Source organism: Candidatus Berkiella cookevillensis, assembly GCF_001431315.2.
Lineage (GTDB): Bacteria > Pseudomonadota > Gammaproteobacteria > Berkiellales > Berkiellaceae > Berkiella_A > Berkiella_A cookevillensis.
In genome coordinates this window covers 1,424,048-1,437,998 of sequence record NZ_LKHV02000001.1, presented here as the reverse complement: position 1 = coordinate 1,437,998, position 13,951 = coordinate 1,424,048, and the positions used below count along the sequence as shown (strand labels likewise).

Sequence of the window (13,951 nt, the reverse complement as noted above, 5' to 3'; positions counted from 1 at the left end):
GTTAATCGTATTAATCTAGGTTTAGAATTTGCCTTTTCTCTTTTGTATAGGTGTGGATGACTTGCCATAATGAACAGGCTTGTTTCCTCGATGTTTTTTTTCCTGATTCCGCTCTACTTTCTGTCTATGTTTAGTTTCGCTATAGAGAAAGTTCAAATCCTTTTTTCTAGCGCTCTCTTCATCTTGCAGTGTTCGCCTTGGTTCTGGTCTTGCCAAATCTGCTAACATTAAAAGTTGTAATTGAATCATGGGGCCACTATTTGCCATTGTTTATTCCCTATAAGTTTATTATCGCCTTGCTGCATAAACAGAAGAGCTATGCAATAAAGGTTGTTTATTATTATTAACAGTCATATGCCTCAAAAAACATCCAATTAAAGCATAATTCTGTAATCACTCCAACATCACTTTTATGAAAGTTTTACAACAAAATGCATTAATTCTGCTGTAATCAAGCACCTTTGTCATCAATTCTATTGTTGAGACAGCTGCTATTTATTCGTTGGGCTGCGCCTCATTGAATCTGGCAACATCTTTCCAAATAATGGATTCATGTGGACTTGAATATCTTCTTTATCCCCTTTGATTGCTTGCTTCTTCGCTTTCACAGCAGATATGTCAAAGAGCGGATTAATATTGAACTGAGGAGAATACACTGTTTGCGCCTCAGAAGAATCAGTGATGGTAAGTTGATTTAATCTACCTACCAGATCTTCTGCTAATATAAAATCATTTTCTAAAGTTTGCATACACAATATTGCTTGCATAAATGTTCTGCTAAACTTTGACTCTTTGGAAAGTTTGACAGCAAGCGCTTCATGCTTTTTATAAGAAAATATCTGGTTTTGTAGCTTCAATGCAGTAAATAAGCTTGGCCCCAACAGCATTCCTAAAACAGAAGAAATTGATACCTCAGGATCTGTATTTTCCTGCTCCCAGCGATGCATTATAATTTTGGCCAAGTCGATATAACTTTCAAAAGCTCGAGCAGATTTATCCGCCTTAATTTCTTTTAGTTTTTCAATAAAAGTAAAGACACAATCTACAATTTTTGTCGAATCAAATTCTCTGGCCTTAGCTATTTTTTTGAGCTTATTGCAAAATATTCGCCAATATTTATCAACAGACGGATTACTTATATCTAATATATCGCCTTGGCGAAAAGACTCTTTAATGAGCCAACCCCATATTTTTGCTTTTTCTGTGTCTGTTATCTCAAGCATGAGCTTTGCTAATGCAGATGTTGCTAATTCCTCTCTCTGCGCCGCAGTGGGCGAGGAATTGATTATGTAGCAGAAATGAAGCAACTGCTCCAAATATTCAGGTGAATCAAAAAATGCAAGCATTTTTTCTCTACACATATTCAGTAACTCAGTGTCAGGATCTTCTCTAAACAAACCTAAAGCTTTAGAATTTTTTAAATAAAAGCCACTGTCTGGTGTAAATAATAGACGCGCAACTGTAAGCAGACGCGAAGCTTGACTTAAAGACCATTGATGAGGGACACCTACCACCATAACATTTCTCTACATCACTTTTTAGTTAAGAACCATATATTACCGAAGTATTATTCATAAATAAATCAAATAGTTGAGAAAAATATTATTATGGCTGTCCTATAAAATAAGATTATTGCTAACGGTAGGACAATTTCAGCCGTTCATCCAAACATGTTTGTTAAATTACTTTTTTATATTTAGACTGCTTTGCATTAAAAAAATATTCTAAAGTTATGAACTGAGGCACACATGTTAGGTAATAGTTTTTCAACGCAAGAAACAGAGCCATCGCTATTTTCTAAAATCTACAATTTTATAGCTGGCCCTACAGTGCCTCTCGTTCAAAAATCATTTGCAGCTGATTTTCAATCGTTCGCAATACAAAAATTTTCTCAAGTGCCTGTGCTAGACGATCCTATGCTGATTGAAGAAGATACAAGAGCTAAAAAAAGATCACGATTTGAATTTCAAGCATCGCTAAAATCTCCTGACGAAGCTACAAACACTGCAAAACGTATTCGACGAGAAGAACCTGCGCAAAAACAATTGACTGATATTGCAGAAAAGCCAATAAAAAAAATCAAAAGAAAACGCAAAATTGTTAGAACACCAGTTCGAAAAGAAATAGATCTCTTTTCTGCATTGGGTAGATTTGTTCAACGGTTGCGCAACAATGCAAATAAAAACGTTGTACCTGATCTGCTTGAAGATATATTCTTTCAAGACGATTTAAAAAATATTTTCGAGTATGTTATTAATTATGTGACTCGAAATGTGACCAAGCTGTCAAATCTAGTCAATGGAAAATCAATTCGCCTTAATAAAGGAACAACAAAATTAGCGAGAAATCTACAAATTTCAAAGTCCGCCTCAGGAAAATTAAGACTTTTTGTAGAGACGAATAGAAAATCTAAAATGGGAACAAAAGATCTCTCCAATGCATTGCTTGGCAAAGGAACGTTTAAAACGGTATTACGTTGTTATCAGCTTGATTCTGATATACCCAAAACCTGGGCATGCTCTAAAATTAAAAGCGAAATACGAGAAGCAATTTCCGAAGCTGAGCTTACCAATCAATTAGTGCATCCGCACATTGCGCATTTTGAAATTGGAACTAGATATAAAAATGGAAAAAAAATAACGCTGTATTCTAAGTTGGCTATTGGTACTTTAGAAGATGTTATCAATGGAAACATTTCATGCTCACCAGAAGAAAAAGAAATTCTAATGATGCAAATCATGGATGCTGTTGCATTTACACACGCTAAAAATGTTGTGCATCAAGATATTAAACCACAAAATATTCTTATTTATAGAGATAAATCAGGGGCATTAGTGGCAAAGCTGAGTGATTTTGGTATTTCTGTTAAAAATAATCGCAATATTCATGCACCATTAAGTACACTGGGTTATGAGTCCCCCCAAATTCTTGCCTATTATCAAGACAGGAATTCAGAACAATACAATTATTATTTTTCTAATTCGTTGAGAACACTTGGCAAAGATGTCTTCAATCGTTTCAAAGATCAAATCATAGAACCAGGTAAAGCTTGTCCTTCTAATGATTGTTGGGCGCTTGGTGTGATGTATTATGAATTAATGCATGGCAAAAAACCGACTATCTCCATAGTAACGTATGCGAAAAAAAGCGGCAATCCAATTATTGACGGCTTACTCCGTGTGCACGCAAATGACAGATTAGATAGCGCCACTGCTCTTGAACAGATTAAACAACGCTGCATGGCAAGCGAGCAATCCATGCGAATGAGTATGGGTTAATACTATACTTTGTTCACTTTTGCTGGTCGTAATTTTTTGCGTGCATAGTTAACGGCTAATCCAGCGGACAATGTTAAAACAAGCTGTCCAGCATAAGTGAACATCATTTGCAGAATCATTGTGTTTGCATCTAGATATATTTGCCCATATAAATATTCATCTTGTACACGTTTATCACGCATATTTAGCTTCAATGCCATTTTAAGTTCATGAATATCTGGTTGGATTTTTTTTATCCATTCTACTTTTAGATTTGCATCATCTAAAAATGCGATATGCGAATTTTCAGGATCAAACTCTGATAATTCTCTTAATTTATCTATGAGAGCAATACTGTGTTTATTATAAATAAGATTGCTGTTTGCATAATATTGACCATTCAGTCGTGAAGGAGATACAACATCAAAGGGTTCAATAGAATGTACATAAGAACCATATGTATTTAATCCAGGGGCAGATATTTCTATACCAGGATTTGTTTTGGATAAAAAACGATAAGTCGCTGTCGCCAAATTATCTTGATTACCATACAATAAATAATCTATACCACTTTGAAAATAGTCTTTTACAGTAAAAACTAAATCTTCTTCTAGCAGTTTATTGTAATAAGGTAGTTTTGAGAAAGCACCTGTAGAACAAGAGCGAAAAGTAATTTTCGATCTCTCATGCATATATTGTGGCAGGCAATGCAGTTGCTTTCGAATATTTTTGGCAGTCAACTTAGGATCGTTATCCCCCATATTTCGACTAAATTCTACATAATAAGTAGAACCATGCCCTTCAATGCTTATAAAATCAAATTTTTTACCTCTATAATCGGTAAAAAGTATTTTACATATTTGCTCTGCACTGCTAATTGGCTCCCGATACAATCTATATCCTTGCTGATATAAGGAAGCCTCATTAAATCTATTTACATGACCATCAGCAGCAAAAACACCTTCAGGATCATTGGCGGTAACGAACTGAATTGCTTTCGGTTTAGGTAATATACTTCCCTTGAGATTTTCATATTTTTTCATTTGCTTAAATGTAAATTGTAATGGCTCTGTAGCATGTATAAGTACACGCTCATATACATTTTTTATTGTTCTGCAAGTTGTATCTACAGCCCCTTGTACAACAGAATTTAATCTTTGTCGCATGCTTGAAAAGTGTCCATCGATACTGTTTATCGATGCATGCCAAAATGAATGAAGAGGGTTGGGATCAGAAGAAAAATTATCTTGCTGCTGTGGCGTCGTTTCTCGGATAACCAGTGCATTTGTTTGTATATTATCTTCATTTTCTGTGCCCTCTTCCATGTCCACGGTGTCATATTCTTCAAAATAAGAAGCGCTTTGGACGGAAGAATAACCATCATCTGTGCACGCACGTGTTCCAATCATATGCCCTAACTGCACACCAAACGCATAACCAATATTATTGGCTCGCCACTCCATAAGGGCAGCAATGTTATTTAATCTAACTTGAAATTCTTCTGCAGACATATCATGAGATGTAATCGCAGGACTTGATAAAGTAGCCATAACACTGGGTAGCTGAGAATAAGAGTGGTTAAAGGCAACAAGTTGTGTGTCTGTTGTATGGGGGGGGGTATTGGCTAAAGATGCATTTGAAATCATAGTATAAAGTTATTTAAGCAATCGGGTTTGTAATCTTACTAACAATGCTATTTAAGATCAATGAAAGAATCACATAATTCGCCTGTTTATGGATAAGCCATTGTGTGTATAATCACTTAAACAACAATAATTCTTGCTATTCTGTTCAGTAGTCAAAAAGGCATTTATATGCTTTCATTTAAATACACATTTGATCTTGCAACCATTCGAATGATAAGAGGCTTATAAGGATGTTACAAAGTCATCACCCACTCTCAGCAGCCATTGAACATTTAAAATCTTTTCAAAAATACGGTGAATTTAAAGCGCTTGTGGTTTATTTGTTGCAGCATATTCATCCAAATTTGACAGCTGATGCGTTTAATGAGCGTATTGAAGAAATTAAACCATCTGCACAGCGTACATGGCTCGATAAAAATTTAGGTTCAGCGTTCATACGAGCGGCTGAAGATGTAGCAAGATGCTTAAGCGTATATAGAGAGGGTTTTCTTGCTTCTGAATCTGAGAATAAAGCTATTGTCCCTAGCTATAAAAATAACCAGGCGAAGCTTAGATTAAACTCCAGTTCCGAAACAACACCACTGCTAGCAGAATCTTCTACAGAAGATTACGCTCTTTTGGGCGATAGCAAGAAAAACAAAAAGCGATCTTCAGATCTATTTTAAATTTGAAAGCTTTATCGAAGGCGATAAAGCGGTATTTTTTTTAAATGGGTATTGATTATTTTCTTTAGATCTTTTGAAAGCCCTAAATCATTTATATTCTTCCAATGTTCTTGAAAATTTTCAATCGTTTCCATTGTGGTATCTAGTATAAGCTTTTTAGGCACACCAACCTTCGCAGAAAATCGATTTAATTGCTCAACTGTTAAAGAATCAAAAGCTTTTGAATCTACAAATTTAAGCGCAAACTCATCATCTCTAATATAAGGAATCGTAGAAAGAAAATCATAAGCGGGCGCTAGTGCTGCTGTACGCCCATCTGGATAAATAATAGACCAATTTTTTACATGCATATCTGCGTTGCCTATCAATGCATTGAAAATAAATCGACGCATAAATTCAACAATACCCACCTCTCCCATTTCAACCCAAATCACTTCAGCAATATTGCGATAGTTCGCTGCACTATATTTTTTTTCTGGATAAACAGAAAAAATTTGAGCGAAGTCTTCAATATGAATGCCCCTGCCATCTTCTGTTCTATCAAAACGTTTAATGGCATAAGCATGCCTGCCAGCTTGCTCAATACCTTTGGGAAGACCGACAATTTTGTCCAAAGGAACTAGCATTGTTTCTGGTACATCGATCCCTATGCGTCTTGCTAGTTCCATCATAACAAATTCATTTTCAGGCACCCCCTTAAAATGTGTATCTGGTAGTTTTACGATCCAAGAACCACCAATCCCATCAACAGGAATAGTTAAGCCACCTCGTGCTTTTTTTATGCAAGAAAACTTGAGCTGAACACCTGCCAAAGAAAAACGTAGCACTCTTTCATCTTGGGTAATATGCTTGCGCTTTTCTTGCATACGAGAGACTTCTTTAGGTAGCGCATCTTTATCAACGGGCAACACTTTAATAGCACCTGATAGATCTTGTCCGAGCATCCACAACAGAAAGAATTCTCGTTCGGATTTTACAAGCGCACGCTCCGCAAGATACTCACGCATCCGCCCTTCTGGTAGTAAATTAGAAAAAAAAGCAGGCAATCGTGTTTGTGTCGGTTTTGTATGGCTAATCAAACCGCCTAGCTTATCTTTATAGGATAAGCTTAAAGTTGAACGCATGGGATCATGTATATAATTTTCATTAAAGACAAACAAATTTCTATCATCTGGAAGCTGCGCCAAGGTGCCGATCTCTTTATCGTGCAGCATAATGCGTAAGACGGTCAAAGCTGACACTTTATTTACGCCTCATCCATATCATCTAAACGATAGGCTGGAACAGGTATATCCTTTTTATTGATGTCTAGTGAAACCCTATTCTGGTTCAAAGCCTTTACTGTTGTTATCAATGGACGTGGAATCAGCATCAACTCAAGATCAAGTGTACGCGCAATTTCAATAAGGCTGGAAGTTTGCAAATCAACATTTGCATTTTCTATTTTTGAGATATGGCTTTGTGGGACACCTACTTTAGTGCTCAATGCACGCTGGCTAAGGCCTTTAGCTTCTCTCGCGCGCCGTAGCGTCTCAGCAAGGTACTCTAGTGCAGGTACATGATTCATTTGATACTCTTTAATATATCAGTTTCTTAATTTGATATATTAGAGTATATCAATAAAAAAAGCAAACAATCGATATATTTATATATATCAAAAAATATATATGATATATTATAACACATCAAAATGAGCTACTTTCTATCTTGATCTTTTTTTTTCTTTTTTCTTTTTCTCAGGATACACCGCCACATTATGAAATACTTTGGGGGCGCCTTCCCCTTCATGAAGCGCATTTACTTTGTCTTGTAAGGGAATATCTGCATTACTGACACGCTCATGGTGGTGTATATGTGCTGCCCAGCTATCTTCTAGGAAATATTCGGTAAAATGGCCTTGTTTTTCTGTATCTTCAAAAAGTCCCCAATGATGAGCACCACTACGCAAACGTACATTTTTTAAATCATAAATTGCCTTGATAAATTCATGTCTATGTTTATGTGCAACTTGATAAGAAACGGTGATCATTACTGGCCCTTTATCGTAATGTACATTTTCATGCACAACGGGAACAGGCCAATGCTCTGAGGGAGTCAAATCAAGCATAGCGCCTTGCTGTAATTTGACTCGATAAACGCAAGCAATAAAAATAATACTGCTGATGGCGGATGCTAACATAGTTATTTGAATGGAGGTTACACCCGCAAGCCATCCCCAAAAAGCGGCGCCCAAACTCATGCCACCAAACAATATCATGAGAAAAATAGCCAACCCACGCGCACGAACCCAATCAGGCAAGGCTTGTTGCGCAGAAACGGTGACGGAAGAGATCACAAAAATCCATCCAATACCAAAGATAAAGCTTGCAAAAATCATTAACCATTTAAAATGTGGCACACTGTAGTAAGCACATACACCTGCTGTGCACAAGGTTCCTAAGAGTGTTAAATGATTTGCATGTAAACGTGTGTTCAGTTTCGGCATCACTAAAGCGCCCGTTACTGCTCCCAATCCCACGGCCGCCATCAACATTCCAAAAAAACTCGCATCTCCGTGCAAAACTTCTTTGGTAATAATAGGCAGCATGCCCCAAAAAGAATTAGCACAAAACATAAAACCCAAGGCATGTAACATCGTCGCTTTAAGTGGCGTGCTATGAAAAGCGTAGCGAACGCCTGCTTTCATTGCATGTCGCACACGTTCTGGCGGTGTTTTTTTAGGGGTATAGGGTAAATATTTCTTGCACCATAATAGTGCTGAAATGATCACAATATAGGATAGTGCATTCGCAAAAAAAGGCGATGCCATATTATGACCCGTAATCATAATACCCGCCAACGCCGGCCCTATCGCTCGACTTACATTAACGCTAATACCACTTAAGGCGACGGCTTCTGGCAAGGTTTCTTTGGGGACAAGTGCTGGCATAACCGCTTGCCAAGCCGGAGCCATAAAAGCTGTTCCTGTACCCATCAAAAGCGTCAAGATAAGAAGTAGGCTTGGATTCATACAGTCTTGCCAAACCAGCAAAGCAAATAGGGTTGCTGCTATACCCATATATGCATTAACGATCAGTAGTATGGTTCTGCGATGGAAAATATCAGCTAAAGCACCCGCTGGCAAAGCAAAGAAAAAGACAGGTAAAGTGGTCGCTGTTTGCACCAAAGAGACCATAAAAGGCGAAGTGGATAAGGTAGCCATTAACCAGCTGGCACCTACCGAATGCATCCAGGTGCCAATATTAGAAAAAAGTGCAGCTAACCATAAAATAGTAAAGGCTTGATATTGAAAAGGTGTAAATGCAGAATTCTTTTTGTCGGCTAGCATAAATAATTATCCTATTTCACCGCAGGCAAGCACCACGCAAAATACCACGTCTCACAATGTTTGCACGCTAGCTATTCTGTCCTTAATCTCAATAATCTGCTATCTATAGATTAGTATATTATTCAGTTTCATCTCGTCTATGGGAAAACACTGTATTAATTATGAGGCAAAAGTGCATGTATCTTCCTCGCTTACTTTTTATTGTCTTCTTATGGATACATCATGGAAGCTTGCTGGCCTTTGAGGTAGAATTAACGCAAACCAGCCCCCAAATAAGTCCGAACTTCTCAACTATCTTACATAAAGATGAAGCGCTCTTCGTACGCATTCAATATCAATCTGAACAGCCTTTACGTTTTCAAGCAAGAGGCCTTTTAAATGATATACAGAATGAAAAAAATGTACGCTATAACCCTTCACCAGTTTATGCGCAGGGAAAGGGTGAGGCTATTGCATGGCTAGCCTATGACGGTCCAACAAGCATTAATAAAATTCGTGTAAATATTTACAATCAGCAGTGGCAACAAATCGGCAGTCAAGATTTAAATCTCTCCGCAAACTGGACAAACCGCATTGCCTCTACCCCCACGCCTATTGCAGACTGGGCACAGACATTGAACAACATACAGCAAAATTCAGTATCCACCGCTGCCATGAATACAGAAAGTTCATTTCTATTTGGTTTTCTAATGCAGATTATGTTTTTAATGACACCAGGGTATTTGATTTTGCAAATCTATACGCTGTGTAAATACGAAGATAATTGGAGAAAGGCAGCGCGTATACCATTATTCGTGATGATCCCACTTGGCATATATACAATATTTGCATTAATAGCTGGCTCAAATCTGTGGCCACTCATGCTTATTTTTATCTCGCCCTTTTCTTTTATTTATCTCTTGGGGGTGGTAATTTTAAAGTATCTGCGTCGTAATGAGGCGTATTTCAGTTAAACTTATAGTCTTCGAAGGCAAAAAGAAGAAAAATGTCAACAACCCCCAGTAATAACGATATTCTTTATCTCATTTATGATGGTGATTGCCCTATCTGCGCTTATTGCTCTAAAGTGATTAAAATCAGAAGCTCTGTGGGTCATTTAGAAATCATAAATGCTCGCATCCCTCACCCATTGGTTGAGGAGGTTATGAACAAAGGTTATGATTTAAATGAAGGTTTTATTGTAAAGTTTCAAGATAAATATTATCACGGTCAAGAAGCCGTGCACTTTCTTTCCTTGGTAGGTACTTCCAGTGATTTCTTTAATAAACTGAATGTCCTTATTTTTAAATCTAAAACACTTTCTAAAATCTTATACCCTATTTTAAGAACGATTCGAAATCTGCTATTACTTATTCTGGGAGTTTCAAAGATTGAGCACCCTTAGGATTTTCAATCTTAAAGTCACCAAAATATTCATAGGTAACCCCAAACCAAGGATGTACAAATTGCATCTTCATGCTAAATTTATCTTCCGATATAGCCATTTCTTCTGCAAAACACTTACCTAAGATTAAAGCAACGGGTAGTGGAATATATAAAGAAAATAACTTAAAGACAAAGCGCTCATGCCGCAATTTTACAAGATTATCTGAAAACTCGCAGCAAAACATCCATCCCATACCCCATTGAGTTAACTCAACAATCTTGTTACCCGCTAAAGGAACCATCTTGCTTTTAAAAAAATAAGGCTTTCTTTTTGAATAATAAAATATTCGTTCAAAATGAAAAGCATTTGATGTTGGTTTAGCAGAAAAAATAACGGTAATAGGGATATTGGTCTCACTCAAAGGTGGCAAAATTCCCATCCAACTCATAAATGGACTGAACAACTTAGTAAGCCATGAGAGGCGCACTGTGATAGTCCCTGTAGAGGTTATTTTGTCATTGCTGTATTCGCGAACAGCATAATGCTTTTTAAAAACTTCAGGTAAGTGCTGCCACTTTTCTCCAAAAATATTTTGAAATATAATCTTTTTTTCTTTCATATATAAACACTTATTCTTGGAAGGATGACTCACTTTTTTCCATCATTTTTTGCCCTTGCTTGACCATCTTCTGTCCTGCTCGAATGTTGGCTTTTCCTTTGTCTACAAGGTGCTCACCTTTTTTGACCATTTCCTTGCCATTTTTGATTTGCTTATTGCCTTTCTCTACTAACTGATGCCCTTCTGTCCATTTTTCACCCAATGCTTGTGTATGAGAACCTTTAAGGATCATTCTTTCGCCAAGCGAAGGCGTATGATTACAAGCAGACAGTGAAAAGAATAGGATAAATAAAAAGAATTTAGATAATTGAGTCATACTACTTTGTCTTATTTATCAGAATTTTATAAAAAGACAATATAACAAATTAGTACTAAAAATATAAACAAAAAAAGAGGTACTGTTTCCAATACCTCTTCTTGGCAAGTTATTCTAGTGCTCTATCTACATAGAACAAACGAGTGTTTTTCGAGCGTCTTTACTCTCAATAACACCACTTTGCATGCCACAATGTCTTGCATCAGCATTCACAATGCTAACCTTTTCTTCCTCTTTGACGGGCATTGCAGATAATAATACACGTTGTTTTTCTGCTAATTTTTCCGATTGTCTTAAAGCATTGAACAAAACCGTCATCACAGCTGGTTTTTGTGCTTGGCAAGACGAACAACAGGTAATATGCTCTGCGGAAAGATAAGTGATATCATCTTTCTCATTTGAAAGCTTTGCATCAATTGTAAAATAATTTGAGCCTTTCTTTGAAGAGTCTTCTTTGTTAGACGCTTGCTTTTTCTTTGCTTTTTTATCATCACATACTGGCTCTTCGACAACTGGCGCAAGTGCCTTCTGCCTTTCCGGTGTCGTATCAATGTATTTTGGCAATGCAATATTATCACAACCTAATACTTGTACCTGCTCACCATACGAAGAAAACAAAGCAATTAATTCATTGATTAAGCGTTTTTCTGCACAAGATTTTTCATACACAGGCAAAATGTCCTGCTTCATTGAAGAAAGAGCGTATTCTCTGCCAGACAAACCTTTTCCAATCTGTTTTAACAATAAATCTAAAGCATGAGAGCTTTGACCAACATAACGGAAAGTAAAATCATTAAATTGCTCTAACCCTGCTGAGAACGCTTCTAATAAAGCGTGTGCATTAATAGCATCATCTGTTTCTTGAATTTCTGCTCCTGCCATCGCAACTAAACACTCATACCTATCAGGACCAGGAGAATCACTAGAAATTTTAATTGGCAAAAATGTCAAACAACTTGTTGTTCCGCCAGTCTTCAAAAAAACTTCTGTAGCTTTTTGAGCATCACATAGTTCTTTATAGCTTTTTTCAAGCGCTTTTTTTACAACTAAAATCTCAGGATGATACAAATGAATAAATTCATCTTTAAATTCTTGTGCAGCTTTTTCAATCGCATCTAAAGACGCTAGTGCTTGTTTATTTTCTAAAGCAACTAACGTTCCATTTAGACGGATACATTCTTCATCGACCTCTACTTGCGCTTTTATGTTAGCAGAAATCTCTGCAGCACCTTTTCCTAATTCTTTTGAAAGATCTTTTAGCGCTTTTCCTCCGTGATTATCCTTAAGGTATTTATCCTCTACCCTTTTTCTTGCTTGTGTTAATTGCAATTTAACAGCTTTGATTTTGCCCTCGTTCGCTTTTATCTCAGATAAAAGGTTTGGCTTTAATATATTATTAACAGTATCTATAACAAATTTCTTTACTATATATATTTTTTCAACTGCGTTTAAATTGTTCAAAATATTGAAGTCAAAATTATTTTGAAATAAAAAATCACTAAAATATCTGATTTTTATATTTAAAAACTCTGATGGTAGCATTTCAGTTTCTCGTTCAAAGCTTATGCGCGAGAATCTCTCTGCTAATTCATGCTCTGGAGTTTCAATTTCTGACCAAATATCATAATATTCAACATCTGAAGAAACGCTGCTCAACATGTCTCGTTGAGAACAGCCATGTTTGACTCTAAAAAGATTGTGCGACCTTTCTAATACTTCTTGTAATTCAAGCAACAAAGATCCTCGGCTAAACGATGGTTCAACAAACTTGAATGGTTGGTTTTGAGCTAATGAAAGAACGCTTGGAGACAATAAAAATAAATCAAAATCATCTTTAATCAGAGCAAGCTCACTAATTTCCCCGTAAAAAGTAGTTGGCAATCTCTCTTGCAATTCAGCTAATTTAATTTTATGGTGCGCATCAACTTTATTTTTGTGCGACTGAAGCATCTTCTTTGCTACAACGGGTGTTTGATATAATTGTTTTAAAAAATAGGCAGATAATTCAACCGCTAATTCATTTTGTTCAAAATAGTATTTACTATCTTTGGCATAATAGGCGCCCAATCTACTAAAAATAGCTGGACCAAAATCAACCAAAGCTTTCTCTCTTGCTTCTTTTGTGATCGTTGCCTTAGATTTTTTTTCATTGCCTTTTTCTGCTGATAGCAGTTCAATATTATTTTGAACTGCCAAAAAGAATTTTTCAAAAATACCATCTTTTTCTAGAATAATATTTTCAAATTGCAAGCGATAGTGCTCAGAATAATTTTCAATATCCTGAATAGGATAGCCAGAACGAGCAATCAGAAAATCAAGCAGACTCAATTTATGCTCTTCTATGACGATATCATCCGCTGCTTTGGAAGATAGGTCTACACGTGCTTGGGATTCTGATGCTTCTCCAGGCGATAAAAACTCAAGTTCATCTTCTGATAGATCAAATTCATCGTCTATACTGTCCATGCTACTTTCAATAACTTCTTTTGCTGTGGCTTTTACAGCTGGCTCTATCTCTATTTTCGAAGATAACGCTGATTTTTTCGATAATTCCAAAATGCGATCAGGATATAAAAATGGCATATCAATTATTTGTTTATCTTCAATTTTAACTGGCCCATCATTAGACATAGTACCTCACCCGTAAGAAACCATATTGTTTAATAAATTATTTAGAATACTTATAACAATATTTAATCCAAGACTGTAATGATTCCAGATAAACTGTAATAAAAAAGAGATGGTTGCCAAAAA

General features: G+C 36.4%; 13 protein-coding genes. 4 read left to right on the top strand and 9 right to left on the bottom strand.

The window, feature by feature from the left end; all coding sequences use genetic code 11:
• Positions 1-21: 21 nt before the first annotated feature.
• Both CC99x_RS06105 and CC99x_RS06100 read right to left on the bottom strand, forming a co-directional pair.
• A complete protein-coding gene (locus tag CC99x_RS06105; RefSeq protein ID WP_057622653.1) occupies positions 22-267 on the bottom strand; it encodes a hypothetical protein in 246 nt (81 codons plus the stop codon).
• A gap of 224 nt (positions 268-491) precedes the next feature.
• A complete protein-coding gene (locus CC99x_RS06100) occupies positions 492-1,517 on the bottom strand; it encodes a hypothetical protein (protein WP_057622655.1) in 1,026 nt (341 codons plus the stop codon).
• Between the two features lie 231 nt (positions 1,518-1,748).
• On the opposite strand from CC99x_RS06100, the gene CC99x_RS06095 reads away from it, so the two are divergent.
• Positions 1,749-3,278 (top strand): protein kinase domain-containing protein, encoded by a 1,530-nt coding sequence (locus tag CC99x_RS06095; RefSeq protein WP_057622657.1) that lies wholly within the window; start codon positions 1,749-1,751, stop codon positions 3,276-3,278.
• 2 nt (positions 3,279-3,280) lie between these two features.
• On the opposite strand, the gene CC99x_RS06090 is transcribed toward CC99x_RS06095, so the two are convergent.
• Positions 3,281-4,903: a hypothetical protein gene (locus CC99x_RS06090; RefSeq protein WP_057622659.1), complete on the bottom strand. Its 1,623-nt coding sequence runs from the start codon at positions 4,901-4,903 to the stop codon at positions 3,281-3,283.
• 230 nt (positions 4,904-5,133) lie between these two features.
• Between CC99x_RS06090 and CC99x_RS06085 the strand changes: the two genes are divergently transcribed.
• Complete coding sequence (locus CC99x_RS06085) at positions 5,134-5,568, top strand: hypothetical protein (RefSeq protein ID WP_057622660.1); 435 nt, start codon at positions 5,134-5,136, stop codon at positions 5,566-5,568.
• Between the two features lie 11 nt (positions 5,569-5,579).
• Here the strand turns inward: CC99x_RS06085 and CC99x_RS06080 are convergent, their stop codons facing one another.
• The 3 genes from CC99x_RS06080 to CC99x_RS06070 all read right to left on the bottom strand — a co-directional run bounded on the left by CC99x_RS06080 (position 5,580) and on the right by CC99x_RS06070 (position 8,896).
• A complete protein-coding gene (locus CC99x_RS06080) occupies positions 5,580-6,782 on the bottom strand; it encodes a type II toxin-antitoxin system HipA family toxin (protein WP_057623211.1) in 1,203 nt (400 codons plus the stop codon).
• Positions 6,783-6,814: 32 nt separating this feature from the next.
• Positions 6,815-7,135: a helix-turn-helix domain-containing protein gene (locus CC99x_RS06075; protein ID WP_057622662.1), complete on the bottom strand. Its 321-nt coding sequence runs from the start codon at positions 7,133-7,135 to the stop codon at positions 6,815-6,817.
• Positions 7,136-7,270: 135 nt separating this feature from the next.
• Complete coding sequence (locus CC99x_RS06070; RefSeq protein ID WP_057622664.1) at positions 7,271-8,896, bottom strand: MFS transporter; 1,626 nt, start codon at positions 8,894-8,896, stop codon at positions 7,271-7,273.
• Between the two features lie 176 nt (positions 8,897-9,072).
• Between CC99x_RS06070 and CC99x_RS06065 the strand changes: the two genes are divergently transcribed.
• Together CC99x_RS06065 and CC99x_RS06060 are read left to right on the top strand one after the other, a co-directional pair.
• Positions 9,073-9,849: a hypothetical protein gene (locus CC99x_RS06065; RefSeq protein WP_057622666.1), complete on the top strand. Its 777-nt coding sequence runs from the start codon at positions 9,073-9,075 to the stop codon at positions 9,847-9,849.
• A gap of 32 nt (positions 9,850-9,881) precedes the next feature.
• Positions 9,882-10,280 carry a thiol-disulfide oxidoreductase DCC family protein gene (locus CC99x_RS06060; RefSeq protein ID WP_057622668.1) on the top strand — a complete coding sequence of 133 codons (399 nt, stop codon included), beginning with the start codon at positions 9,882-9,884 and terminating at the stop codon, positions 10,278-10,280.
• Here CC99x_RS06060 and CC99x_RS06055 read toward each other — a convergent pair.
• The 3 genes from CC99x_RS06055 to CC99x_RS06045 form a co-directional block, all read right to left on the bottom strand.
• Positions 10,246-10,881, bottom strand: coding sequence for a DUF4166 domain-containing protein (locus CC99x_RS06055; protein ID WP_057622670.1), 636 nt, complete (start codon positions 10,879-10,881; stop codon positions 10,246-10,248). The two genes, CC99x_RS06060 and CC99x_RS06055, sit on opposite strands and share 35 nt — an antisense overlap.
• Before the next feature lie 10 nt (positions 10,882-10,891).
• On the bottom strand, positions 10,892-11,197 hold the full coding sequence (locus CC99x_RS06050) for a hypothetical protein (RefSeq protein WP_141651859.1): 306 nt from the start codon (positions 11,195-11,197) through the stop codon (positions 10,892-10,894).
• Between the two features lie 126 nt (positions 11,198-11,323).
• Positions 11,324-13,828, bottom strand: coding sequence for a hypothetical protein (locus tag CC99x_RS06045; protein WP_057622674.1), 2,505 nt, complete (start codon positions 13,826-13,828; stop codon positions 11,324-11,326).
• Between the last annotated feature and the right edge of the window lie 123 nt (positions 13,829-13,951).

Coding starts and splice junctions, on each gene's coding strand:
- CC99x_RS06105 (WP_057622653.1), bottom strand. CDS start 267: ATGGCAAATAGTGGCCCCATGATTCAATTACAACTTTTAATGTTAGCA.
- CC99x_RS06100 (WP_057622655.1), bottom strand. CDS start 1,517: ATGGTGGTAGGTGTCCCTCATCAATGGTCTTTAAGTCAAGCTTCGCGT.
- CC99x_RS06095 (WP_057622657.1), top strand. CDS start 1,749: ATGTTAGGTAATAGTTTTTCAACGCAAGAAACAGAGCCATCGCTATTT.
- CC99x_RS06090 (WP_057622659.1), bottom strand. CDS start 4,903: ATGATTTCAAATGCATCTTTAGCCAATACCCCCCCCCATACAACAGAC.
- CC99x_RS06085 (WP_057622660.1), top strand. CDS start 5,134: ATGTTACAAAGTCATCACCCACTCTCAGCAGCCATTGAACATTTAAAA.
- CC99x_RS06080 (WP_057623211.1), bottom strand. CDS start 6,782: ATGCTGCACGATAAAGAGATCGGCACCTTGGCGCAGCTTCCAGATGAT.
- CC99x_RS06075 (WP_057622662.1), bottom strand. CDS start 7,135: ATGAATCATGTACCTGCACTAGAGTACCTTGCTGAGACGCTACGGCGC.
- CC99x_RS06070 (WP_057622664.1), bottom strand. CDS start 8,896: ATGCTAGCCGACAAAAAGAATTCTGCATTTACACCTTTTCAATATCAA.
- CC99x_RS06065 (WP_057622666.1), top strand. CDS start 9,073: ATGTATCTTCCTCGCTTACTTTTTATTGTCTTCTTATGGATACATCAT.
- CC99x_RS06060 (WP_057622668.1), top strand. CDS start 9,882: ATGTCAACAACCCCCAGTAATAACGATATTCTTTATCTCATTTATGAT.
- CC99x_RS06055 (WP_057622670.1), bottom strand. CDS start 10,881: ATGAAAGAAAAAAAGATTATATTTCAAAATATTTTTGGAGAAAAGTGG.
- CC99x_RS06050 (WP_141651859.1), bottom strand. CDS start 11,197: ATGACTCAATTATCTAAATTCTTTTTATTTATCCTATTCTTTTCACTG.
- CC99x_RS06045 (WP_057622674.1), bottom strand. CDS start 13,828: ATGTCTAATGATGGGCCAGTTAAAATTGAAGATAAACAAATAATTGAT.